20 protein-coding genes are annotated in these 22083 nt (G+C 64.0%); 10 read left to right on the forward strand and 10 right to left on the reverse strand.

Annotated features, from left to right (window positions below):
- Positions 1–2: 2 nt before the first annotated feature.
- Positions 3–755 carry an ABC transporter substrate-binding protein gene (locus DXT74_RS19395; protein ID WP_081556013.1) on the forward strand — a complete coding sequence of 251 codons (753 nt, stop codon included), beginning with the start codon at positions 3–5 and terminating at the stop codon, positions 753–755.
- Positions 756–1201: 446 nt separating this feature from the next.
- On the opposite strand, the gene pgaD is transcribed toward DXT74_RS19395, so the two are convergent.
- From pgaD to pgaA, 4 genes are all read right to left on the reverse strand, one after another.
- A complete protein-coding gene (gene pgaD, locus DXT74_RS19400; RefSeq protein WP_114155287.1) occupies positions 1202–1675 on the reverse strand; it encodes a poly-beta-1,6-N-acetyl-D-glucosamine biosynthesis protein PgaD in 474 nt (157 codons plus the stop codon).
- Positions 1672–2919 (reverse strand): poly-beta-1,6-N-acetyl-D-glucosamine synthase, encoded by a 1248-nt coding sequence (pgaC, locus tag DXT74_RS19405; RefSeq protein ID WP_043634213.1) that lies wholly within the window; start codon positions 2917–2919, stop codon positions 1672–1674. The genes pgaD and pgaC overlap by 4 nt, the downstream gene beginning before the upstream one ends.
- Before the next feature lie 127 nt (positions 2920–3046).
- Positions 3047–5005: a poly-beta-1,6-N-acetyl-D-glucosamine N-deacetylase PgaB gene (gene pgaB, locus DXT74_RS19410; RefSeq protein ID WP_194426801.1), complete on the reverse strand. Its 1959-nt coding sequence runs from the start codon at positions 5003–5005 to the stop codon at positions 3047–3049.
- Positions 5005–7428 carry a poly-beta-1,6 N-acetyl-D-glucosamine export porin PgaA gene (pgaA, locus tag DXT74_RS19415; RefSeq protein WP_194426802.1) on the reverse strand — a complete coding sequence of 808 codons (2424 nt, stop codon included), beginning with the start codon at positions 7426–7428 and terminating at the stop codon, positions 5005–5007. The genes pgaB and pgaA overlap by 1 nt, the downstream gene beginning before the upstream one ends.
- A gap of 290 nt (positions 7429–7718) precedes the next feature.
- Here pgaA and DXT74_RS19420 point away from each other — a divergent pair, with 290 nt between their 5' ends.
- The gene (locus tag DXT74_RS19420) at positions 7719–8198 is read left to right on the forward strand and encodes a VOC family protein (RefSeq protein ID WP_194426803.1); all 480 of its coding nucleotides are present in this window, start codon (positions 7719–7721) and stop codon (positions 8196–8198) included.
- 9 nt (positions 8199–8207) lie between these two features.
- On the opposite strand, the gene DXT74_RS19425 is transcribed toward DXT74_RS19420, so the two are convergent.
- On the reverse strand, positions 8208–8774 hold the full coding sequence (locus tag DXT74_RS19425; RefSeq protein WP_043634222.1) for a MarR family winged helix-turn-helix transcriptional regulator: 567 nt from the start codon (positions 8772–8774) through the stop codon (positions 8208–8210).
- A 474-nt stretch (positions 8775–9248) separates the two neighbouring features.
- On the reverse strand, positions 9249–10079 hold the full coding sequence (locus DXT74_RS19430) for a ChaN family lipoprotein (protein ID WP_194426804.1): 831 nt from the start codon (positions 10077–10079) through the stop codon (positions 9249–9251).
- Positions 10080–10423: 344 nt separating this feature from the next.
- On the opposite strand from DXT74_RS19430, the gene DXT74_RS19435 reads away from it, so the two are divergent.
- From DXT74_RS19435 to DXT74_RS19450, 4 genes are all read left to right on the forward strand, one after another.
- Entirely contained in the window at positions 10424–11020 is a 597-nt protein-coding gene (locus DXT74_RS19435; protein WP_043634230.1) for a TetR/AcrR family transcriptional regulator, read from the forward strand.
- Positions 11021–11123: 103 nt separating this feature from the next.
- A complete protein-coding gene (locus DXT74_RS19440; RefSeq protein ID WP_043634233.1) occupies positions 11124–11864 on the forward strand; it encodes an NADPH-dependent oxidoreductase in 741 nt (246 codons plus the stop codon).
- Between the two features lie 45 nt (positions 11865–11909).
- On the forward strand, positions 11910–13010 hold the full coding sequence (locus DXT74_RS19445; RefSeq protein ID WP_043634242.1) for an alkene reductase: 1101 nt from the start codon (positions 11910–11912) through the stop codon (positions 13008–13010).
- 435 nt (positions 13011–13445) lie between these two features.
- Complete coding sequence (locus DXT74_RS19450) at positions 13446–13868, forward strand: hypothetical protein (RefSeq protein ID WP_194426805.1); 423 nt, start codon at positions 13446–13448, stop codon at positions 13866–13868.
- Between the two features lie 88 nt (positions 13869–13956).
- On the opposite strand, the gene DXT74_RS19455 is transcribed toward DXT74_RS19450, so the two are convergent.
- Both DXT74_RS19455 and DXT74_RS19460 read right to left on the reverse strand, forming a co-directional pair.
- Positions 13957–14628, reverse strand: a complete 672-nt coding sequence (locus tag DXT74_RS19455; protein ID WP_231138226.1) for a UPF0149 family protein — start codon at positions 14626–14628, stop codon at positions 13957–13959.
- Positions 14629–14721: 93 nt separating this feature from the next.
- Positions 14722–16410 carry an AMP-binding protein gene (locus tag DXT74_RS19460; protein ID WP_194426806.1) on the reverse strand — a complete coding sequence of 563 codons (1689 nt, stop codon included), beginning with the start codon at positions 16408–16410 and terminating at the stop codon, positions 14722–14724.
- Between the two features lie 171 nt (positions 16411–16581).
- Here DXT74_RS19460 and DXT74_RS19465 point away from each other — a divergent pair, with 171 nt between their 5' ends.
- Entirely contained in the window at positions 16582–16980 is a 399-nt protein-coding gene (locus tag DXT74_RS19465) for a MerR family DNA-binding transcriptional regulator (protein ID WP_194426807.1), read from the forward strand.
- 378 nt (positions 16981–17358) lie between these two features.
- Here DXT74_RS19465 and DXT74_RS19470 read toward each other — a convergent pair whose 3' ends face one another.
- Together DXT74_RS19470 and DXT74_RS19475 are read right to left on the reverse strand one after the other, a co-directional pair.
- A complete protein-coding gene (locus DXT74_RS19470; RefSeq protein ID WP_194426808.1) occupies positions 17359–17976 on the reverse strand; it encodes a nitroreductase family protein in 618 nt (205 codons plus the stop codon).
- A gap of 45 nt (positions 17977–18021) precedes the next feature.
- Positions 18022–18924, reverse strand: coding sequence for an EamA family transporter (locus tag DXT74_RS19475; RefSeq protein ID WP_196783923.1), 903 nt, complete (start codon positions 18922–18924; stop codon positions 18022–18024).
- Positions 18925–19053: 129 nt separating this feature from the next.
- Between DXT74_RS19475 and DXT74_RS19480 the strand changes: the two genes are divergently transcribed.
- The 3 genes from DXT74_RS19480 (at position 19054) to DXT74_RS19490 (ending at position 22063) form a co-directional block, all read left to right on the forward strand.
- On the forward strand, positions 19054–19566 hold the full coding sequence (locus DXT74_RS19480) for a MarR family winged helix-turn-helix transcriptional regulator (protein ID WP_081556026.1): 513 nt from the start codon (positions 19054–19056) through the stop codon (positions 19564–19566).
- Positions 19567–19670: 104 nt separating this feature from the next.
- Entirely contained in the window at positions 19671–21341 is a 1671-nt protein-coding gene (locus DXT74_RS19485) for a sensor histidine kinase (RefSeq protein ID WP_043634261.1), read from the forward strand.
- The gene (locus tag DXT74_RS19490; RefSeq protein WP_194426810.1) at positions 21335–22063 is read left to right on the forward strand and encodes a LytTR family DNA-binding domain-containing protein; all 729 of its coding nucleotides are present in this window, start codon (positions 21335–21337) and stop codon (positions 22061–22063) included. The genes DXT74_RS19485 and DXT74_RS19490 overlap by 7 nt, the downstream gene beginning before the upstream one ends.
- Positions 22064–22083: the final 20 nt, after the last annotated feature.

A 22083-nucleotide genomic window follows, 5' to 3' on the forward strand; every position in this document is an offset into this window, starting at 1 on the left:
AAATGGTCATACCGGGGACTCTCATCCGCCCGCTGCTGGCGGCGCTTGGCGTATGCTGGGCGCTGTCCGCCGCGGCGGCCGACATCAACGCCTATACCGAGGATTTACCGCCGCTCAGCTATGTGGAAAACGGCCGGGTCAAGGGCTATGCCGCGGAGGCCTTGCGCCTGGTCGCGGCGGAGGCCGGGCTCAGCCTGGAAATTGAAGTTCAGCCCTGGCTGCGCGCATACGCCACGGTGCGGAAGACGCCGGACGCGCTGTTGTTCGCCATGGTGCGCACGCCGGAGCGGGAAACACAGTTCCAATGGGTGGGGCCGATAGGCCCGCGCCGCGTCTTCCTGTACCGGCTGTCCGCCCGCCGCGATATCCGCCTGGGCAGCGCGGCCGACGCGCGGCGCTACCGGGTGGGCGCGCTGGCCGGCTCCGCCGCCTTCAACCGGCTGGCGGCGCTAGACCCACGGCGCGAAGGGCTGGACGCCGGCCAGGACGACGCGGCCAATCTGAACAAGCTGCTGCTGGACCGCGTCGATCTGGTGGCGATGCTGGATTGGGCAATGCGCTGGCATCTGGACAAGCTGAAGCTGCCGCCGCGCACGGCCGCGCCGGCTTATTTGCTGGACGGCGGGGGGCAATACTGGTTCGCGCTCAATCCGGACACGCCGCCGCAGCGCGTCCTGCGTTTGCAGAAAGCCTTGAACCGCGTTGTCGCGGATGGCCGGCTGCGGCTGTTGCGCCGGCGCTATCTGGGCGATTAAGAGCCGCGAACAAAAACCTCGCAGAGAACCTGAGCCCAGTACCCGTAGCACGCCAAGGAGGCGCAACGCAGGATCAAGGGTCTTGTTAGAACCTGTTTACGATCCGCTGTGCGTCGTGGAGCGGGTGAGTACGGCTTCGAAATGCTCATGTACCGTGTGTACACTCCGCTTTCTCAGCCGTTTTCGTCTTGTCCCGCCTTAGCTCGCGAGATCGTAAACACGTTCTTAGCGGGTCTAAGCCGGGTCGAAGCCCGGCGGCGCCAGCTTGTCGCTGCTGGACCTGGCCGCGTCCTTCGCCCTGCTCTACCACGGGCTGTCGGCCAGATTGGGATGGAGGAGGAAGTGGAGTCGCAGCACTTCGCCTATAGCACGCTGTGCGCCGACGCGGCCGCCTGGGCCGTGTCGCTGGCCTTGCTTGCGGCTGCCTTTGTTCGGCGGCGGGCGATTCAAGCGGGCGGCGGCAACCGCGTCACGGTTTCGATACGGGCGATGCCGCCCTCGTCGCAATGGTGGACCACCGCCACTTTGGCGGCCTGGCCCTCGCGCAGCTCGTCCGGCGGCAAGCCCAGGTCTTCCGCCAATTTCTCCAAAGCGACGTTGGGGATCGGGCTGCGTTTCTGCTTGCCGGTGAAGCGCCAGTAATTGATGCGCGACCAAAGTAGCAGGCATAAGCCAATCAGCGCGATCTCTAAGCCGTAGTCGCGCAGCTTGTCCAGATGTTCCGGAGCGTCCTCCGCGCGGAGCGCCGCCGGCAATACGTCCCGGCCCCAGATCAGGTAGCCGACATAGGCCAGGGCCGGCAGCCACAGATAAAGCCACGCCAGCCAGCACACCAGGGTCATCAGCCAGGACAGCAGCCGCTGCAAGGCGCTCATATTGTGCGAGGCCTGGATAATCAGGCCGTCTCCCAGCCGGCTCATGCCCTCACTCCCCGGTCCGGGCTGACCCAGCGGGCGCGCTTGCCCTTTTTGCGAAACACGGCCTGCGGGAAAGCCACGATCGTGGTGCAGACGTTCAGCAGCCAGTAGACCAGCGGATACCACACCATCCAATAGTAGTTCTTGCCCAGTTTGGCGTCGTACTGGCTATCCATCATCTTGCTGATCATGAACTGCAACATGCAAGTGCCGCCCAGCACCATGCCGTGCCAGCGCGGGATCAGCGGCGTGCCGATCTGGGGCAGCCAGTCGCCCAACACCAGGCTCAGCAGCCAGTACGCGATGATCCCGGCCATGGTGTAGGACCACACCACGCTGAGGAAGTATTCGGAGTATACCGGCCACATATGGCGGTGCCGCCAGGTGCGCAACACCCAGGCGTTGCGCATCAGCGCCTGCGTGCCGCCCTTGGCCCAGCGCAGCCGCTGCTTCCACAGCCCGCGCAGGGTTTCCGGCATCAATATCCACACCAGCGCGCGCGGTTCGAAGCGCACGTTCCAGTGCTTGAGCTGGAGTTTCCAGCTGATGTCGATATCCTCGGTCAGCATGTCCTCGCTCCAGTAACCCGCCTGGTAAACCGCGGTCTTGCGAAAGGCGGTGATCACGCCGGACACGGTGAACAATCTGCCGTAAGTGCGCTGCGCGCGCTTGATCAAGCCAATGATGGCGGTGAACTCCCCCACTTGCAGCCGCCCCAGCAAGGTGGTGCGGTTGCGGATGCGGGGATTGCCGGTGACCGCGCCCACGCGAGGCGAGGTCAGGAAATGGCGCATCAGCCATTTGCCCGCGTACGGGTCCAGCAGCGCGTCGCCGTCTATGCACAGCAGGTATTCGTGGCGTGCCAGCGCCAGCGCGGTGTTGAGCCCCACCGCCTTGCCCTGATTGGTGGCCTGGTGCACTACGCGCAGCCTTGGATGCGCGGCGGCCAATTCGTCCAGGATGGCTCCGGTGGCGTCCCGGCTGCCGTCGTTGACCGCGATCACTTCGAAGTCCGGATAGTCCAGCGCCAGCGCGTAAGCCAAAGTCTCGCGCACGTTGTCTTCCTCGTTGTAGCAAGGCACCACCACGCTCAGGGGCGGATAATCCAGCACTGGCGGCTGGTTCAGCGGCGGATCTTTTCTTTCGTAGTGGAGGTAGTAATGCACCGCCCCCACCATCCACAAATACGCCATGAACAACGGATAAAAAAAGGCATATGCCAGCAGCAATATCAATGCCAGGTCCACAACACGTCTCCTCGCCCCTTGATGCGATGAATCATCAATCGCCTAATGGTTCCACCGCCTCATGGGCGGGGCCCGCCTCCAGCCGCGGCGCGCCTTGTAGCAGGCGCTTGGCCCCCGCCGGAGGCCTTTATTCTTCCGGATGCGCCGTCATCGAAAATACCCGCCTGAACGCTTTCAGCCTGGGTTGATCGTGGAACAAGTCGTCCGGGTAGTAGGCGATATGCCGCGCCCCCAGAGTGTTGAGTTCTCGCACCGTGGCGGCCAGCTCCGCGGTGGGGATAGGCTTGCGGCTGCGCCAGTCCACCGCCTGTAGCTCGAACACGGTTTTTTCCAGCGCGCCCGGCTTGGCCGCCACTTTGTCGAACAGGCGCCGCATCCAGGCCTTGGGATCGGCCGCGTTTTCCATATAAGGCATCGCCATCACCGCCACCCGGTCGTAGCGTTTCAGCGCGCTGTCGAAGGACTGAGCGAACCAGGTTTCCGAATCCGGGTTGAGCACCACCTCGGCGTAAAGATTGCGCGCGGTGCGCAAGTCCGGCTGGTATTGGCGCACCACGGCCGCCAATTCCATGCTGAAGTCGTCCAGCAAGGCGGTTTTGGCTCGCGTCCAGCGCGCCATTTGTTCCGGATCGGCGCGCACTTCGGCCACACCGGCAGCCAGGCCCTGCCCTTGCCGCGCCAGACGGGCCGCCTGGCCGGCGTCTTCGAAATCGGACAGAGTGGCATCGTCATGGAACAACAGGCCGCCAAAGCGGGAGCTGCGCGCCAGGTCTTCGTAAATCTCGCGAATCAGCTGGCGCACCGGCGGGGAATACGGAGTCAACCGCGCATAGCCCTGTGTCTTGGCCTGAGCGCCTCCGGCCTGCTCCGCCAGCACCCGCTCGCCTGCCAGCGGATGGCCCGCCGGCAGTACGAAGCCCAAAAGCGGCATCCAGGCGTAGACCCTGACGTTGGCCCGGGTCTGCAATTGCCAGGCGGCGCGGTTGAAGAGGTCCGCGCGCATCGGCAGATGGCGGTTGGGGAAATACAGCGCCTGCGCCACGCCGTCGCCGTCGGGATCGGCGAAAGCCTGCAGGTAGACGGTGCTCACGCCCATCGCCTTGACCCGGTCCAGCAGCCGGCCCAGGTTTTCGTCCTGCCGCTTGGGGTCGGGATCATAGATATAGTCCAGGTCCACGTGCATGATGCGGCTGGGTTCGGGCCGGATGCCGTCCGGCCAGCCGTTCAGCTGCTTGAATTGATAAGCCAGATCGGCCAGGTCCATATTGGCGTCCAGCAGCACCCGGCGCAGCGAGGACAGCGGTGTATCCCGGTCGTTGATGCCCGCGCCCAGCCCCATGGTCACCGGCATGCCCTCCTTCGCCGCCACCTTCGCCGCCTGCGGCGAATAGCTGCCGTAAGGCCACACCATCGCTCTGGGCGCAACGCCCAGCCGCGCCTTGAGCAGCGCGCTGTTGCGGCGCAAATCGTCCTGGATGCGCGCCAGATAAGCCGATTCGCTTTCATAACCGCCAGCGCGGTAGGCGCGGGCAGTCAAGGCCGGCTCAAGATTGCCCTGGGGATTGGCCAGCACGCCCAGGTGAGAGGCATAGCTGTGGCTGGCCACTTCCACCAGGCCGCTGGCCCGCATTTCGCGGATTTGCTCCCAGCTCAGGAATTTGCTCCGCCCCGCCATGCCGTCGCCATAGCTGACTTGGCTACCCTCGGGCGCTTCCAGCCAACTGCCCACCAGCGCAATCACGGCCGGCGCCTGGAACAGCTTCAGCACCGGATAGACATTGGTGTACACGCTGCGATAGCCGTCGTCGAAAGTCAGCAGCACCGCCTTGTCCGGCAAGGGCTTGCCGCCGGCGCGGTCATCCAGCACCTGCTGCAAGCTGACAAAGCTGTAGCCCTGGCCCCGCATCCATTCCATCTGTTTCACCAGCGCGCGGGCGTCCACCGCGAATGGGTCCGACGCGCCGCTGTCGGTCTTGTCCACCTCGTGGTAGCACAGGATCACCAACCGCCCGGCCGCCGCTTGCGCCCAGCCGCTCCACAACAGGCAGGCCGTCATCAGGGCCGCCAGCCATTGTTTCATTTTCATCAGAAGCGCCAATCCAGATTGAGATAAACCTTGTTGCCGGTTTCAGCCTTGCCGTCATAGGGATGACGCACTCGGGTGAAGCCGTAGCGCAGGCTGCCGCGGCTGCCCCAGCGCCACTCTTGTTCCAGCAGCAGACCCCATACGCCGCCGGCGCCGAAATCGCGCTGGGTATAGCTGCCCAGCGTCAAGCCCAGGCGCTGATGCCAGGTGGTTTCGTATTCGCCCCACAGCTTCCATTCCTGCATCGCCGTCACCGAAGCCTCGCCATCGGCGCGCGGGTTGAAGTAGCGGGCGGACGGCACCGCGTCGTTGGCGCTGGCCGCCAGCGTCAGAATGGTGTTGAGCTTGTAGCGCGGGCCGCTGACCCAGCGCTGGTCCCAGTTGGCCGACACCGCGCGGCGCAGATTGCCGTCGGACAAGGACAGCGCTTCGGCTTGCAAGGCGTAGCTGCGATAGTCGTCGGCTCGGTATTGCAGGCTCAGTTGGGACCGGTTGCCGCGCACATCGTCCAAGCGGCCTTTCAACGGCGCTTCGGCGCTGTTCAGCTCGAAGCGAGCGCCCAGCGTCCAATAGTCGTCCGGCGTCCAGTCGTAGCCGGCGAAAGCGCCGCCGCGCCGCCCGCCGTCTATCTGGCCGGTAAGGCCGAATTCGCCGCGCCCTTGTTCGCCGCGCCATTCCGCGCCCATGCCCAGCGCCTCGTAACGGGCCGAGGCCGTCTCGTTCACATAGCTGGCGCGTTGCAACTGGTGCAGACCAAACAAGCGCCAGTGGCCGAACGGCGAGGAATACAGCCGCGCCGAGCTTTCCCAGGCGTTTTGTTCGCCCGCGCCCTGGCCGCCGCTCAAATCCTTCTTCCCCTCCAGCACCAGCTCCGGCCTCCGTTCCAGCCGGGCCCGTTCCCTCAGCTGGCGCACGCCGGCGTTGTCCACATCCAGCTCGTTCAGCCTCAGCAGCTGGCGGTCCGCCTCGTCCAGCTCCTGCAAGTCCAGCGCGGCGCCGGCCAAGCCGGTTGCCGCCGCTTCCGGCTGGTCCGGTTCGTCCACGCTCAGCCGAGTGAATACGCCTCGCGCCAGCCGCGGCCAGCCGCGCATCAGAGCCAGGCTGCCCTGGTTCTGTCGCAATTCGGGATTAAATGACGCTTCGTCCAGCAAAGCCTCCATCTTCTTCCAGCCCCCGCGGGTGTCCTCTTGGTAGGCGGTCACCATCGCGTCCAGCAAGGCCACGCGCTGGAACGCCGGATTGAACACGCGCCGGCCGCTGGCGCGGTCGGTTTTCAGCCGGGGAGCGGCGGCTTGCAACGCGGCCAGCTCCCGGCGGCAGGCGGCGTGCTGGCCGGACTCCAACAAGGCGTAAACCAGGCCGATGCGCCAATCCAGCGCCTCGTCCGCCTGCGGCGCGTCGCGCAGCGCCGAGCGGTACAGCTCCTCTGCGCGCAGCGGCTGGCGCTGGTTGAGATAAGCGTCGGCCAAGGCCGCTCGGGCATACGGCGACCACGCCTGGCCGGCCCGCTGCCGGTCCAGGGCGATGGCCTGCGCCGACAAGCCGCGCTGCTGCAACATTTGCACGCGGTCGTCCGCCGCCAGCGCGGCGAACGGCGGCCGCGCGGCTTCAGGCCGCGCCGTGATGTCCTGATTAAGCTTCAGCGCCGCGTCGGTTTGCGCGTGCCGGCCAGGTCCGCTGTCCTGGCTTTCCTGGATGCGTCCCCAACGGCTCAAAGTCGCCGCGCGGTCAAAATCAACCTGCAAGGCCAGCCGGGGATCCGCGATGGACGCCTGACCTGCCTGCCACGGCGCGCCCAAACGGAGCAAGCAGCCCAGATAACTGCGCTCCAGCTCCGGGTCTCCGGGAAAGCGCGCCCGCGCGCGGATCAGATAGTCCAGCGCCCGGGTCAGGTCCCCGCTTTGCAGCAAGACGTATGCACGCGCTCGGGTCAACTCCAGTTCGTCGGCCGACGAGCCGGCCGGCGCGGCGTCCAGAGTGGCCAGCGCCGCCGCGCCGTGTCCGGCCTCGGATTGGGCCATCGCCAGCCCGGCGCGGTAGCCCGCCGCCGGCTGACGCGCCAACAACAAACGGTACAACCGTTCGGCCTCCGCGGCATCGCGTTGGTCGCGCGCAACACGCGCCAGCCGTGCCAGCGTGTCCGCCGACATGTCGGCTTCGTGGCCAGGCAGCACCCGCAGAGCCTCCGCGCCGCGCCCGCTCCAGCACAGCAGGGTCAAATAATCGTCCAGCAAAGGCGCAGCCAGCGGTCCGCGCGCGCGCTCCCGCTCCAGCATCGCCAGCGCCGGCGCGGTCTGCCCCGCCCTAGCCTGGACGATGGCCGCCGCGTACTCCGGCTGTTTCCAGACCGGCGTCTCCGCGCCCACCGCAGCGCCGGCCAACAACAAACCAGCGGTCAGGCTGGTGAATAGATTTCGCGTCATGCTTGACCCGTCATGGTCTCTATCAACATCAAGTTATAAGTTATTAAACGAATACTAAATTCCACCCAATTAGATAGCAAATTTTTTTTTCTATTTAAATTTATTATTTAAAACAGTCCGCATGAAAACCTACCCCACTCGCATGAGGCCAATATAGCCGCTGGCGCGCGGCTTGCTGGCTCGACTGACCAATTCAGCTCTCCCAAAAATTACGCTTGACGTATAGTTTGCATAACGTACTATATGACGACAGGCGGCCGCCTCACCTCATCCCTTTAAGGAATCGAACTATGGCTATCGAAGTATTGGAATTGCACCATCAAGGCTTGCGCATGCCGCTGAACCTGGTTGAGGCCATGGGCGCGTTTTACCGCGACGTGCTGGGCCTGGATGCCGACGGCGGCCGCTGGCACATCCCCGGAGTGCCCGGATTTTTCCTGGACCTGGGCAACGACTGCCAGATTCATCTGCTAGGCAACGACGGCGCATCCCCGTATGCGCAGGGCGCGGATCAGGACCCAGTAGACAATCACGTGGCGCTGGCGGTAAGGGACATCGTCCAAGCGGAGGCGGAACTGCTGCGGCAAGGCATCGCTCACTGGAAACAGGCCAACGTCGCCGCGCCGGAACTGACGCAATTATTCCTGCGCGACCCCGCTGGCCACTTGATAGAACTGCATCAGATCGGCCATTGCCGCTGCAAAGCCAGCGACCGCGCCCGCGCCGACGCGCTGGCGGCGGCGGGTTCACAGCCCAGCGCGCCGCGCTGAAAAACGGGTTCAGTCCGCTTTCAATCTACTCCACACCTTGGCGAGCAAGGACCAAAGCGCCGCGCATTCGCTCTCGTCCAGCGCCTCGGTCAGGCGCTGGCAAGCGCGCCAGAAACCCGGCAGCGCTTGCCGCAGCAGTTCCCGGCCGGCCTCGGTCAGGCTCAGCTCCAGGCTGCGGCGGTCTTCGTCTCGCAATTGTCTTTGCAGCAGGCCGCGTCGTTCCAGCCAATCCAACTGGCCGGTGACAGTGGAGCGGGTCACCCCTAGATAGTCGGCAATCGCCGACGGGGTGAGCGGCCCGTTCCGCCACCAACCCCGCTCTTGCAGCGAAAACAGCATCAACACGTTCAGCTTGCTTTCGGTCACATCCAAGGACCGCAAATCCGCGTTCACCGCGCCCAGCACGTCGTCGCTCAACCACAGCAGCAGCAGGCCGAGCCCGGCGTGGGTCTGGCTCACCTCCTCGCCGGCGCTATGCGTCAGCAATTGCAAATGTGGGGCGATGGCCGGCTCCAGCGCGCGCGTGGCGGCGGAAGCATCAGATGGAGGAAAGGAGGTGGCGGCGGCGTCGGACATGGCTTCAAGACAAGAGGAGGAATCAAACCCGCAGCAGGCTTCGCCTACCGCGGAAACGAGGGCAGCGCGCGGGGCTCCCGCGGCTATCATAGTGGCCGGCCCGGCGCGACGCAAACGTCCGAGGGCCCGATCGCTCAGCCCGCCGGCTCCCTGGCGGATTTGCAAGCGCCCTTCTTGAAGATCTCGCGGTTGCGGTCCGTAGCCGGCGGTTAAGAATCGACGAGGATGGCACGCGTCCAGTGGCCATCGGTGGGATTGGATATCAGAATGAATGGCGGCCCTGATCCATCAGCCGCGCGCGCTCACAAGCTCATCAATGATTGAATCAAGCCTCTCAGAAGGTGTTTACGATCTCGCGAGCAAGACAAAGCGAAAACCATTGAGAAAGCGGAATGGTCATACGGGATATGAGCATTTCGAAGCGGTACTCACCGTGTCGAGTCTCACGAGGCGCAGCAGACTTTGAACAGGCTCTCAGCGCCGGACTGGCGCGACAAACCAGACATAATCGGCCTGCCCCGCATCCAGCTTCATGCCCTCTTCCGCCAGGATCAACACCCGCAGCGGCGCTTGCGGCTGCAAGTCGCGCACATGCAGCGGCACGCCGATGTCGGCGGCGGCATGGTAGGCGCCGGCAATCAGCAAAGCCGGCGCCGGCGCGGCCAACAGCCTCTCGGCCATGCGCCGGTCGCGCGCCTGCTGCACCGCCAGCATCGAGGCCAGGTGCTCGGCCGTGAGCTGTCCACCGTGCTCCTCGCGGATCAGTTCGCTCAGTTTGACGCGCACCTCGGGCCGCGTGGACGCCCGCCCCGACAATTGCGCTTGGCTGCGGTATACCGTCCGCATCTCGCTCTTGTCCAGATTGGCTGCCAGCAAGGGATAAGGCGCGCTCAACGCATGCTCGGCCAGCTTGCCGTACAAGGGCCACGGCCAACCCGGCTGCCAATCCACCGCCTGCGCCAACGCCTTGCCGGACAATGGCTTGCCAGCGCGCAGCGCCGCCTGAGTCTGTTCCACCTTGGCTTGTTGCGACGGCGTCAGCATTTCCAGCAGCACGCTGCCTTGCGGCCGGCGCGCCGCCAGTTCCGCCGCCAGCCAGCGCTCGATGCGGTGGTGCTCGGGATTGTCGTGCTTTTCCCCCACCAACAAACGCGGCGCCGGAGCCAGGCGCTGCAACAATTGCGCCGGCTGCAAGGCTTCGCCGCTGCGCAAGTCCACGATGCGGCCAGGCGGATCGGTCTCCTGAGGCAAGGCGGCGCAGCCGCTCAGCAGCACAATGCCCAGCAGCTTCCAAATTGACTTCATAACGGCTCCCTATCGCATCGGCGCTGACGTAAGATTCAGCATCTTAATTGCAATTGATTCTTATTATTAACAATAAAATACTATAGAGCCTGTTCACGATCTCGCGAGCAAGAGCGAGACAAGGCGAAAACGAGCGAAAAGCGGAATGTACGCGTGGTACATGAGCATTTTGAGCTTGTACTCACCGTGCAACGCTTCACGACGCGCAGCAGATCGTGAACAGGTTCTAAGGAGATTGCATTCAAGCCCGCAAGCCGCCCGCCCGCGCATCGCGGGCACGATGTCTCCCGCAAAGGTGGATAAATTTCTTGAAACTAGACGACCGGTCTAGTAGAATTCAATCCATGTCACGTCCCAACCAGTTTTCTGATACTCGCGAACACCTGCTGGCCACCGGCGAAGCCATCATTCTAGGCAAGAGCTTCTCCGCCGTGGGCCTGGCGGAAATCCTCGGCGCGGCCGGCGTGCCCAAGGGTTCGTTCTACCATTACTTCCGCAGCAAGGAAGGCTATGGCGTGGAACTGCTGCGCCGTTATTTTGAGAAATACGACGGCAAACTGGTTAGCTTTCTGTCCAAGGACGCCGGCAGCGCCCGCGATTGCCTATTGCATTATTTCGACGGCTGGCTGGAAACCCATCGCTGCGACGAGCCGCAACGCTGTTGTCTGGCGGTGAAGCTGGCGGCCGAGGTGTCCGACTTGTCCGAGCCGATGCGCGAAGCGCTGGCCGAGGGCATGGGCTTTGTGGTGCGCAATCTGGCCGCTTGCATCCGCCGCGGCCAACAGGAAGGGTCGCTGGACGCGGACCTGCTGCCGGACGAAACCGCCAGCGCGCTGTATAGCCTGTGGGTGGGCAGCGCTTTGCTGTTCAAAACCCAACATTCGCGCGCGCCGCTGCTGGCGGCTATGGCGCACACGCAACAGATTCTGCGCGCGCCTTAGCCTTCAGAACCCGCCAAGGCAAGGCCGCTCACTCCCCGCTCCCCGGAGCGGGTTATTTTGAAATTACAACTAGACGACTGGTCTACTTCAAGGAGCCTAAAGCATGAATCAAACACTGGAACTGATGCAAGAGCACCGCAGCGTGCGCAGCTACCAAGACAAGCCCATTCCCGCCGAGGTGTTGGATGCAGTGCTGGACGCCGCCTGGAAAGGCCCCACCTCCATCAACGGCCAGCAAGTGACGCTGGTGGTGGTTCAGGATGCTGAACGCCGCCGGAAAATCGCCGAGATCGCCGGCGGTCAGCCGTGGATCGCCCAAGCGCCGGTCTTTGTCGCCATTGTTCCCGACTTCTACAAAACCCGGATCGGCGTGGAAAAAGCCGGTTCCGAGCAAGTGATACACAATAGCGTGGAAGCCTTCGCCGTCGGCGCGGTGGACGCCGGCATCGCGCTGGGCAACATCATGACCGCGGCCCGCTCCGCCGGCCTCAGCGTGGTGCCCATCGGCGGCATCCGCCGCGATCCGCAGGCCATGGTGGAGCTGCTGGAACTGCCGGAACTGACCTTTCCGCTGGTGGGTGTGGTGCTGGGCTACGCCGATCAGGACAGCGCGATCAAGCCGCGGCTGCCGCGCGCCAGCTTCGTGCATCGTGAACGCTACCAAGCGGCGGAACTGCCTGCAATGATCGCGCAGTACGACGCCGCCATCATGGATTACTGGAAGAGCATTCAGCGCGCAGACGGCCAGCCCTGGTCCGCCAACACCGCGCAGTACTACCGCAACGTGTATTTCCCGCAGGTCGCGCCGGTGGCGCGCAAACAGGGTTTCGGCTTCGATCAGTGATCGCGGCCGCCCCATTTTCTCCCGCTTAGAGCCAAGGAAACCGCAATGCAAGCCGACAAACTGTTCACCCCGCTGCGCGTAGGCGCCGTGACCCTTAAAAACCGAGTGGCGATGGCGCCGCTGACCCGGCTGCGCAACACCGAGCCGGGCGACGTGCCCACCGCGCTGGCGGAAACCTATTACGCCCAACGCGCCGGCGCCGGCCTGATCGTGGCCGAAGGCACCCACATCTCCCCCACCGCCAAGGGCTACGCCGGCGCGCCAGGCATCTACAGCGAAGCGCAAGTGGCGGCCTGGACCAAGGTCAACGCCGCGGTGCACGCCAAGGGCGGTCTGATCGCGCTGCAGCTGTGGCACACCGGCCGCATCTCGCATCGCTCGCTGCAACCGGACGGCGAAGCGCCGGTGGCGCCGTCGGCGATCCAGGCCGACAGCCGCACCAATATCCGCGCCGCCGACGGCAGCCTGGTGCGCGAACAATGCGACACCCCGCGCGCGCTGGAAGTCTCCGAACTGGCCGACATCCTGGAAGACTACCGCCGCGCCACCGACAACGCGCGCCGCGCCGGTTTCGACCTGGTGGAGATCCACGGCGCCCACGGCTATCTGCTGGACCAGTTCCTGTCGCCCCAGGCCAATGTCCGCACCGACGAATACGGCGGCAGCGTGGAAAACCGCGCGCGCTTCCTGCTGGAGGTTGTGGACGCGGTGGTGTCGGAATGGGACGCCGATCACGTGGGCATCCGCATCTCGCCGCTGGGCATCTTCAACGGCATCAGCAACACCGACCAACTGGACATGGCGCTCTACCTGGCCGAAGAGCTGGCCAAACGCAAATTGGCCTTCCTGCACATTTCCGAGCCGGACTGGGCCGGCGGCCCGGTGCTGGACGAGGGCTTCCGCCAGGCGCTGCGCCAACGCTACCCGGGGGTGATCATAGGCGCCGGCGCCTATACCGCCGAGAAGGCCGAAACCCTGATCCGCCAAGGCTATATCGACGCCGCCGCCTTCGGCCGCAGCTATATCGCCAATCCGGATCTGGCCGAGCGCCTGCAAAGCGGCGCGCCGCTGAACCCGCCGGACCCGGCCACCTTCTACGGCGGCGACGCGCGCGGTTATACCGACTACCCGGCGATGAATCACTAAGCCCAGCGCTAACCGCCAAACACGCGGCGCGTCTCCCCTCCCGAGGGCACGCGCCGTTTTGCCATTGCCTCACCCATCCGGGCTTGCCGGCCGGCTATTTTCCGCCCAGAGCCGATACCGACCGCGTAAGCAAGCATTGACGGGCTTTTAACGCCCGGCCTGCGCCTTGACCCGGCAGCTGGCAACTGTGCACAATCGCTGCCGTGCCGTTCCTCGCGGCACCGGACTTGGCCGTCCGGCGAACTACACTGCGAACAAGCGCTTGAGTCTTGCGTTTGGATCGCTGCACTCGTGCGCGCTCACAATGGCGGGCCGGGTGGGGACACCTTAGCGGGTGTGCCGGAGTCGTGTAGTCCGGTCGGCCAACCCTGTTCGGTCTGCCACCTCCGCTTGGCCGTGGGGGTGGCAATGAAAAACCGCTACACGGAGGTGATCATGTCGATCAAAACCCCATCCCGCCGCCATTACCGTCCAGACCCGGACCCAACATCCCGCGCGGAATTGCCGTTTGCCGGCAACGCGTCCAACCGGCGCGGCGTCCATTGCTGGCAAGTTCCGCCCATAGACGACCAACACGCCGCACATTTGCTGGGCCGCGAATTCGCAGGACATTTCATCAAGTATTTGCAGGACAACCCCGAAGACGGTCTGCACAATCTGCTCGCTCAAATCGCCGCGGACATCGACTTTAGCGACAACAGCGCCGCCAAAGGCTATTGGGAAGGCTTCTTCAGCCTGCTGGAGCAAGTGCTGGCGCTGACCACCTCTCTTTTGGATGTATTCGACTACATCGACCGTCTCAACGCACGGGAGGCAGCCGAACGCGCGCTAAAGTCCGCGGCAGCGCCCGGTACTTAACAATTTCAGCAAGCGCCGAGGCGCCCCAGCATGAAAAAAGGAAGCCGAATGGCTTCCTTTTTTTGCTCCCGGCGCGGTGCGCGGAAAATCAGTTGCGGCCGCAGCAGGCCTTGTACTTCTTGCCGCTGCCGCAGGGGCAGATATCGTTGCGGCCCACTTTATCGCCTTCGCGACGCACGGTGCTGGGCGCCTGCTCCTTGGCGCGCCAGTAAGTGTAAACCGCGGCCAAGGCCTCCAGCAGTTCTTCCTTGTAGCCTTCCACTTCCTCGTCGCTGAAGGTCAGCAGATCTTCGCCGTCCTCTTGCTCGAAAGCGCCGCCCAACACCAGCATAGGCATCATCAGGCTTTCAAAACCCTCGTCCTCGTCGGCCACTTCGAACCAGTCGGTGTCCACCACGTCCAGCGCGTAGAGGAAGGCATTGGCCCAAGGCCAGTAGTCCGGCTCGTCGCTGTCGCTATCGTCTTCAGCGTACAGGATCAGATCCAGTTCCTTGCCGCTCGCCAGCGCGGCGGTGGTGGCGTCGTACAGCTTTTGCAGCAGGGTTTTCAGTTCAGCCGCGTCGTCCTCGCTCTCAAAGGCCGGCGCGTCGCCCAGCACTTCCTCCAGCCAGAAATCGGCGTCCACCGCGTCCGGACCGCACGCCAGAGCGGCGAAAAAGCCCTGCACTTCGTCCGGGCGCATGGTACTGCCGCTGGCGGACAAGGGGGTCAGCAGGTTTTCCAGACGCAGCAGATCGGCGTCGTTGAATACGGTAGTCATGATGGATTCCTCAGCTTAAAGATCAGTCTGGCGGCATTGTAAGCCAAAAAGCCCCGGCAAGCCGGGGCTTTTGTTCCCATCGCTTGCGGCGAGTCAGGCGGTTTTGCCGTCCGCCAGCCCCAACTTCTCCTTCATCTTCTCGCGCATGACGAATTTCTGGATCTTGCCGGTAATCGTCATCGGGAAACTATCGACGAATTCGATGTAACGCGGGATCTTGTAATGCGCGATTTGCCCCTGGCAAAAAGCACGGATATCGTCGGCGCTGGCGCTTTCGCCGTCGCGCAACCGGATCCAGGCGCACAATTCCTCGCCGAATCTATCGTCCGGCACTCCAATCACCTGCACGTCCTGAATCTTGGGATGGCGGTAGAGAAACTCCTCCACCTCGCGCGGGTAAATGTTCTCGCCGCCGCGGATCACCATGTCCTTGACCCTGCCCACAATATTGACGTAACCGTCGGCGTCCATCTCCGCCAGGTCACCGGTGCGCATCCAGCCGGCGGCGTCTATCGCCTCGGCGGTCTTGGCCGGATCGCCCCAATAGCCCGGCATCACCGAATAACCGCGGGTGTGCAGTTCCCCGCTCTGGCCACGCGGCACGATGCGCCCTTCCACGTCCACTATCTTCACTTCCACGTGCGGGTGAATGCGCCCCACCGTGGCCACGCGCTTGTCCAGCGGCGTGTCGGTGGCGCTCTGAAAGCTCAGCGGGCTGGTTTCCGTCATGCCGTAGCCTATGGTGACCTGGCTCATGTTGAGCTGGCTGGTCACCCGCTTCATCACCTCGATGGGACACGGGCTGCCGGCCATGATGCCGGTGCGCAGCGTGGACACGTCGTAATCGGAAAAATCCGGGCGGTCCAGCACCGAGATGAACATTGTCGGCACCCCGTGCAAGCCGGTGCACCCCTCTTCCTGCACCGCGCGCAGCACCTCCTGAGCATCGAAGCTCTCCGCCGGAAACACCATGGTCGCGCCGTGGGTCAGGCACAGCAAGGTGCCCAGCACCATGCCGAAGCAGTGGTAAAGCGGCACGGGAATGCATAGCCGGTCGTCCGGGCCGAACGCCATCGCCGCGCCGGCGAAGTAGGCGTTGTTCAGAATGTTGTGATGGGTGAGGGTGGCGCCCTTGGGGCTGCCGGTGGTGCCGGAGGTGAACTGAATATTGATCACATCGTCGAACTGCAGCGTCTCGCCCAAGCGCTGCAACCCGGCTTTCTCCTCCGCCGACGGCACGGCCATCAAATCGGCGAAATTGAGCATGCCCGGCGTGCGCTGCTGGCCCAGGCGGACCACGATCTCCAGCTGCGGCATGGCGGCGGACTTAAGCCGGCTCGGCTCGCAAACGGCGAGCTCCGGCAGCAGATCAGCCGCCATCGCCAGGTAGTCGCTGCTCTTGAAGCTGGGCGACAGAACCAGCGCGCGACAGCCCACCTTGCTCAGCGCGTACTCCAACTCGGAGCGGCGATAGGCCGGGTTGATGTTGACCATGATCAGCCCGGCCTTGGCGGTGGCGAACTGGGTCAGCACCCATTCGGCGTTGTTCTGCGACCAGATGCCGATGCGGTCGCCTGGCTTGAGCCCCAGCCGGATCAGGCCGCAGGCCAGCCGGTCCACATGCTCTCGCAGCTCCTCGTAGCTCCAACGTATCTGCTGGTGGCGCACCACCAAGGCTTCGCTGCGCGCATGCTCGCGGCAGGTCTGGTCAAACAACTGGCCTATGGTCTGACCGATCAAGGGCTGCGGGCTGGCGCCGTGGACATAGCTGGGCAGGGTCATCGAATCTCTCTCTCCTGGTAGACGGTACGTATCCTCTCCTGGTAGACGGTACGTATCGCTTTTGTTTTTTTCATTCATCCCACAAGTTGACGATTACGTAAACGTAAATCATGCTAGAACTGAGAACGCGTTAAAAAAAAGCTACAATCGCCGCTTGCCTTGGAACACACCATGACCGAACCCGAATTCTTCAGCATCTCCGACCTGGCGCGCGATTTCGACGTCACCCTGCGCACCATCCGCTTCTACGAAGAACAAGGCCTGATAGAACCCCAGCGCGACGGCCGCCAGCGGGTATTCAACCGTCGCGACCGCGCCCGGCTCAAGCTGATACTGCGCGGTAAGCGCATCGGTCTATCCTTGTCCGACATCCGCGAAATCCTGGACATGTATGAACTGGCCCACGACGAGGCCAGCCAGTCGCAAAAACTGCTGGACTTGGTACTGGAGCGCCGCCGCCAGCTGGAAGAGCAACGCCGCGACATCGACGCGGTGCTGGAAGAAATCACCCGCCTGGAAAACCACTGCCGCACGGTGCTGGCGCAGCCGCCAGCCGCGCGCAGCGCCTGATAGCGGCGGACTTAGCGTCCGGCTCTCAAAACCAGCTCACGATCTTTCGATTAAGAGTGGTAAAGCGTCGCTAGATACATAGGAAACCACGTATCCGATGCCCCCGGGTCCCTTCAAGCCTGCCGGCGGGTGGCAGGCCCGAGGTTTTAGCTACGCAGAAACCTCGCTACGCTCGTTTTAAGCGGCTGCTTGTTCGAGCACCGCGACGTTAGCGCGCTATCACTGAGAGAATCTTTGATTCGCTCAGTTGATAGGGGAATTTGGCCGCGCAAATTCCCCTTTCCGTTCGCGGGGCGGAGCCGGCCCTAAATCATCATCCGCGTAGCGGACTCAATGCCTTAACAATAATTCCGATCAAAAAATATCGTAAACAGACCATCAAGCCCACACCATCACCTCGGCCACCGGCCGGCGCGGCTTCTGCGGCCAATTGCCGCCCGCCGCCCGCCCCACCGTCACCAGCATCACCGGCAACTCGTCCCCGCCCAGGCCAAACTCCCGCGCCACCGCGGCCGCGTCGAAACCGCCCATCGCGCAACTGGCCAGGCCGCGCTCCTCCGCCGCCAGCAGCAAAACCATCGTCGCCAATGAGGCGGAACGGATCGCCTCGTCGCGCTGCGCGCGCGCGTCGTCCCGGAGGGCCTTCTCTGCTGCGCGCAGCCAGCTGTCGCTAACCTCCGGCGGCAGGATGCCGGCGTCCACAGCTGGCCGCAGCGACGCCTCCAGCCCGCGATGCGCGTTCAACGTGCCGCAGCAGATGAAGGTCACCGCCGCGTCCGCCACTTTTTGCTGGCCGTAGCTGGCTGCCTGCAAACGACGCTTGGCCTCGGCGCTGCGCACCGCGACGAACTTCCAGTTCTGCAAGTGGTAGGCCGACGGCGCGCGGGTGGCGGCGTTCAGCAACTGCTCGATCTCCGTGTCCGCCAACACATGGGAGGGATCAAAGTGATTGGCCGACACACGCTGGTCCAGCAGGGTTTGCAAAGCGCTCTTCATGAACAGACTCCTTATCTGATTGTTTCTGATTGATTCCATTACCGCTCAAGACCGCGCGCGCGCCGCGCCGGCCATGATCTGCTTCTCCGCCGGCGGCGGCGCGGCCATGCTACGCTGCACCGCCAGCACGCTGGCCAGCACCGTGGCCAGGCCCGCCAGCTGCAAGGGCCCCAAGGCCTGCCCCAGCAGCAGCCAGCCCAACAGCACCGCCGTCAGCGGGCTGAGCAGGCCCAGCGAGGACACCGCCACCGGCGACAGCCGCGCCAGCCCGCGAAACCACAATAAATAGGCCAGCAAGGCGCCGAACAGGCAGAGATAGCCGTAACCCAGCCACTGCGTCGCGCCCAGCGCCGGCAAGGCCGGGTCCAGCACCCAGGCCAGCGGCGCCAGCATCAGCCCACCCAAGGCCAGTTGCCAGCCGGTCAAGGCGGCGAGCGGCGCGCTCGGCCGCCAGCGCCGGGTCAGATAAGTGCCGCTGGCCATCGCCACCGCGCCGCCCAGCGCCGCCAACATGCCTACGCCGTCCCAAACAGCGCCCGGCGACAACAGCAAGGCCGCCATGCCCGCCACCCCGGCGATGCCGGCCCAGGCGGCCACCCGCGCCGGGCGGCGGCTGTCCAGCCCCCAGGCCAGGCCCATCACCAACAGCGGCTGGGTGGCACCCAGCACCGCGGCCAGGCCGCCCGGCAAACGGTAGGCGGCCACGAACAACAGCGCCTGGAACACGCCGATATTCAAGGCGGACAAAACCAGCAGACGCCCCCACTCGCCGCGCCGCGGTAGGTGGCGGCCGGCCAGGATCAACAACAGGCCGGCCGGCAACACCCGCAGCAAGGCGGCGGTGAACGGCCGGTCCGGTGGCAGCAACTGGGTGGTGACGATATAGGTGGAGCCCCAGATCGCCGGAGCCAGCGCAGTCAACAATACATCGCTCCAACGGGAGGCCATCAGGCGCGCAGACATGGGCATTCCTTTCGCAATCGCTTATAATCGCATCGAAAACTAACTTGAATTCAAGATAACATTGCCTTGAATTCAAGACAAATAAAATCTTGAATTCAAGATAAAGGAATACGTATGACGCAACAGAACGCCGGCGACGCCGTGGACGCCATCCTGGCGCAGTGGCACCGAGAACGGCCGGACCTGGACGTGGCGCCGATGGGCCTGATCGGCCGGCTGCGCCGCTGCTCCGCGCTGCTGCAGCACAGGCTGGACGCCACTTTTGAGCAATTCGGGCTCAGCGGATGGGAGTTCGACGTGCTGGCCACGCTCAGACGCGCCGGCGCGCCGCACAGCCTGGCGCCCACCGCGCTGTTCTCCTCGCTGATGATCAGCTCCGGCACCATGACCCACCGGCTGAAAGTGCTGGAAAGCAAGGGCTGGATCGAACGCGCCGCCTGCGCCGAGGACGCGCGCAGCACCCTGGTGCGCTTGACCGAGAGCGGGCTGGAACTGATAGACCGCGCCGTCACCGCCCACGTGGCCAATGAGCACGCCATCCTGTCCGGCCTCAACCAGCGCAGCCAGGACGCGCTGGACCGCAAGCTGGCGGAATTGCTGGCGGTCTTGGAGCCTCCAGCGGCATGACGCCCGCCTAATCTGCGCCCACCTGCGGTCAAAGTGTCCCGCATGGCTTAAAATCAGGGCTTGAGGCTGGCCCGACCGGGCGCGGCCGCCCCGCTCCCGACGCCATGATAGAAAACCAAACCATGCTGCTGGCGGTGTTCGAACGGGCGGCGCTGATGTTGATGGCGCTGTTCTTCCTTACCCGCACCCGCCCGTTTCAACATCTGCTGCGCAAACAAGACCACAGTCCGGCCGAACTGGCGGCGGTATCGCTGCTGTTCTGCCTGTTCGCCGTGTTCAGCACCTATACCGGCATTCCGGTGGACGGCTCGCTGGTCAATGTGCGCATCATCGCCATCCTCTCCGGCGGCATTCTGTTCGGCCCCTGGGTGGGCATACCGGCCGGTATCGTCTCAGGCCTGCACCGCTACCTGATAGACATCAACGGCTACACCTCGCTGCCCTGCCTGATCTCCAGCGTCTGCGCCGGCCTGCTGGCCACCTGGATACACTTCCGCGCCGGCAGGAGCCGGCTGTGGCTGTACGGCATTTTGGCCGGCATGTTGTGCGAGGGGCTGACCATGGGCCTGATCCTGCTGTTGACCGATCCAGCGGTGAGCGTGCCCATCGTCCGCCACATTGCCTTCCCGATGATCTTCGGCACCGTGTGCGTCGGCCTGATCATCAAGCTGGTGCAAGACGTCAACGACGAAAAAGAGCTGCTGGCCGCGCGCCAGGCCAAGCTGGCGCTGACCATCGCCAACCGCACCCTGCCCTATTTCCAGAATCTGGACCGCGACGCCATGGTCCAGGTCTGCACCGTGATCCGGGACCAGTTGGACGCCGACGCGGTGGCCATTACCAACACCTCGGACGTGTTGGCCTATGTGGGCCTGGGCAAGGACTACTACGAGATGGACGAGCACTCCGCCATCGGCGCCATCACCCGTCAGGCCATCGCCGGCGACCAGATCATCATCGAAAACAATCTGCAGCAATACCACCTGGCGGACTTCCACTCAGTGATCATCATCCCGCTGCGCGAAAAAGCCGGCGTCAGCGGCACCCTGAAAATCTTCTACCGCAAGAGCCACGGCATCAGCACGCCGTTGCGCGAAGTGGCAGTGGGCCTGTCCCAGTTGATCTCCACCCAGATGGAAGTGTCGCGGGTCAAACAACTGGAAGAGATGGCGCGCAAGGCGGAATTCAGCGCGCTGCAAAGCAAAATCAACCCGCACTTCCTGTTCAACGCCCTAAATGCCATCTCCTCGCTGATCCGCATTCAGCCGCAGCAGGCGCGCCAGCTGATCTCCAACCTGGCGGACTACCTGCGCTACAACCTGTCGCTGGGCGACCGGCTCATCGACATCCAGGAAGAACTGCAACAAGTGCGCGACTACGTGGCGATAGAACAGGCGCGCTTCGGCGCCAAGCTGACGGTGGAATTCGATATCGACGACGTGCACGTGCGCATCCCCAGCCTGCTGTTGCAGCCGCTGGTGGAAAACGCCATCCTGCACGGCATCCAGCCGCGCAAGGAGCCGGGCCGGGTCAGCATCGCGGTCAAGCGCGACGGCGCCAAGGTCCATGTCTGCGTGCGCGACACCGGCTACGGCGTCAGCCAGGAAGTGCTGGACGGCGTGGCCGCCGGCACGCTGTCCAGCCGCAGCATAGGCCTGAGCAATGTCAACCAGCGGCTCAAACTACTGTACGGAGAAGGTCTACGGCTGACCCGGCTGGAGCCCGGCACCGCCGTTTGTTTCGACCTGCCCGCCGCCGAGGAGCCGACATGCTGAAAGCCCTGATCGTGGAAGACGAGTACCTGGCGCGCGAGGAGCTGGCCTATTTGATCCGCGAGCACAGCCGCATCGACATCGTCGCTAGCGTGGAGGACGGGCTGGAGGCGTTCAAATTCCTGCAGGAACACGAAGTGGACGTGGTGTTCCTGGACATCAACATCCCATCCATAGACGGCTTGCTGCTGGCCAAGAACCTGCACAAATCGTCGCGGCCGCCGCGCATCGTCTTCGTCACCGCTTACAAGGAATTCGCGGTGGAAGCGTTTGAAGTGGAGGCTTTCGACTACATCCTCAAGCCCTACAACGAAGCCCGCATTATCAATCTACTGGCCAAACTGGAAGCGCAAACCCCACCGGCCGCCGCCGCGCCGGCCGAGGCCCCAACCGCCAGCCGCACCGTCAATCTGGTCAAGGGCGACAGCATCATCGTCACTCCCTGCGAACAGATCTATTACGCCGAGGCCGATGAGAAAGTCACCCTGGTCTACACCGCGCACGACCGCTATGTGATGTCGATGAGCATCAGCGAATTCGTCGCCCGCCTGCCGGCCGACAGCTTCTTCCGCTGCCACCGCTCCTACTGCGTCAACATCCACAAAATCCGCGAAATCGCGCCCTGGCTCAATAGCACCTACATCATCAAGCTCTACGACCTGAAGGCGGAGATTCCGGTCAGCCGCAGCAATATCAAGGCTTTCCGGCAGTTGATGCATCTTTGAACAAGACGCCCGAGCGCCCG

This window comes from Chromobacterium sp. Rain0013, assembly GCF_015291765.1.
GTDB lineage: Bacteria > Pseudomonadota > Gammaproteobacteria > Burkholderiales > Chromobacteriaceae > Chromobacterium > Chromobacterium haemolyticum.

Bases quoted from the DNA above. Each gene is read 5' to 3' on its own strand.
- pgaD (WP_114155287.1), bottom strand. From the start codon at position 1,675: ATGAGCCGGCTGGGAGACGGCCTGATTATCCAGGCCTCGCACAATATG.
- DXT74_RS19435 (WP_043634230.1), top strand. From the start codon at position 10,424: ATGTCACGTCCCAACCAGTTTTCTGATACTCGCGAACACCTGCTGGCC.
- DXT74_RS19490 (WP_194426810.1), top strand. From the start codon at position 21,335: ATGCTGAAAGCCCTGATCGTGGAAGACGAGTACCTGGCGCGCGAGGAG.
- DXT74_RS19425 (WP_043634222.1), bottom strand. From the start codon at position 8,774: ATGTCCGACGCCGCCGCCACCTCCTTTCCTCCATCTGATGCTTCCGCC.
- pgaA (WP_194426802.1), bottom strand. From the start codon at position 7,428: ATGACGCGAAATCTATTCACCAGCCTGACCGCTGGTTTGTTGTTGGCC.
- DXT74_RS19445 (WP_043634242.1), top strand. From the start codon at position 11,910: ATGCAAGCCGACAAACTGTTCACCCCGCTGCGCGTAGGCGCCGTGACC.
- pgaB (WP_194426801.1), bottom strand. From the start codon at position 5,005: ATGAAAATGAAACAATGGCTGGCGGCCCTGATGACGGCCTGCCTGTTG.
- DXT74_RS19420 (WP_194426803.1), top strand. From the start codon at position 7,719: ATGGCTATCGAAGTATTGGAATTGCACCATCAAGGCTTGCGCATGCCG.
- DXT74_RS19395 (WP_081556013.1), top strand. From the start codon at position 3: ATGGTCATACCGGGGACTCTCATCCGCCCGCTGCTGGCGGCGCTTGGC.
- DXT74_RS19470 (WP_194426808.1), bottom strand. From the start codon at position 17,976: ATGAAGAGCGCTTTGCAAACCCTGCTGGACCAGCGTGTGTCGGCCAAT.
- DXT74_RS19430 (WP_194426804.1), bottom strand. From the start codon at position 10,079: ATGAAGTCAATTTGGAAGCTGCTGGGCATTGTGCTGCTGAGCGGCTGC.
- DXT74_RS19455 (WP_231138226.1), bottom strand. From the start codon at position 14,628: ATGACTACCGTATTCAACGACGCCGATCTGCTGCGTCTGGAAAACCTG.
- DXT74_RS19465 (WP_194426807.1), top strand. From the start codon at position 16,582: ATGACCGAACCCGAATTCTTCAGCATCTCCGACCTGGCGCGCGATTTC.
- DXT74_RS19475 (WP_196783923.1), bottom strand. From the start codon at position 18,924: ATGGCCTCCCGTTGGAGCGATGTATTGTTGACTGCGCTGGCTCCGGCG.
- DXT74_RS19450 (WP_194426805.1), top strand. From the start codon at position 13,446: ATGTCGATCAAAACCCCATCCCGCCGCCATTACCGTCCAGACCCGGAC.
- DXT74_RS19460 (WP_194426806.1), bottom strand. From the start codon at position 16,410: ATGACCCTGCCCAGCTATGTCCACGGCGCCAGCCCGCAGCCCTTGATC.
- DXT74_RS19440 (WP_043634233.1), top strand. From the start codon at position 11,124: ATGAATCAAACACTGGAACTGATGCAAGAGCACCGCAGCGTGCGCAGC.
- DXT74_RS19480 (WP_081556026.1), top strand. From the start codon at position 19,054: ATGACGCAACAGAACGCCGGCGACGCCGTGGACGCCATCCTGGCGCAG.
- DXT74_RS19485 (WP_043634261.1), top strand. From the start codon at position 19,671: ATGATAGAAAACCAAACCATGCTGCTGGCGGTGTTCGAACGGGCGGCG.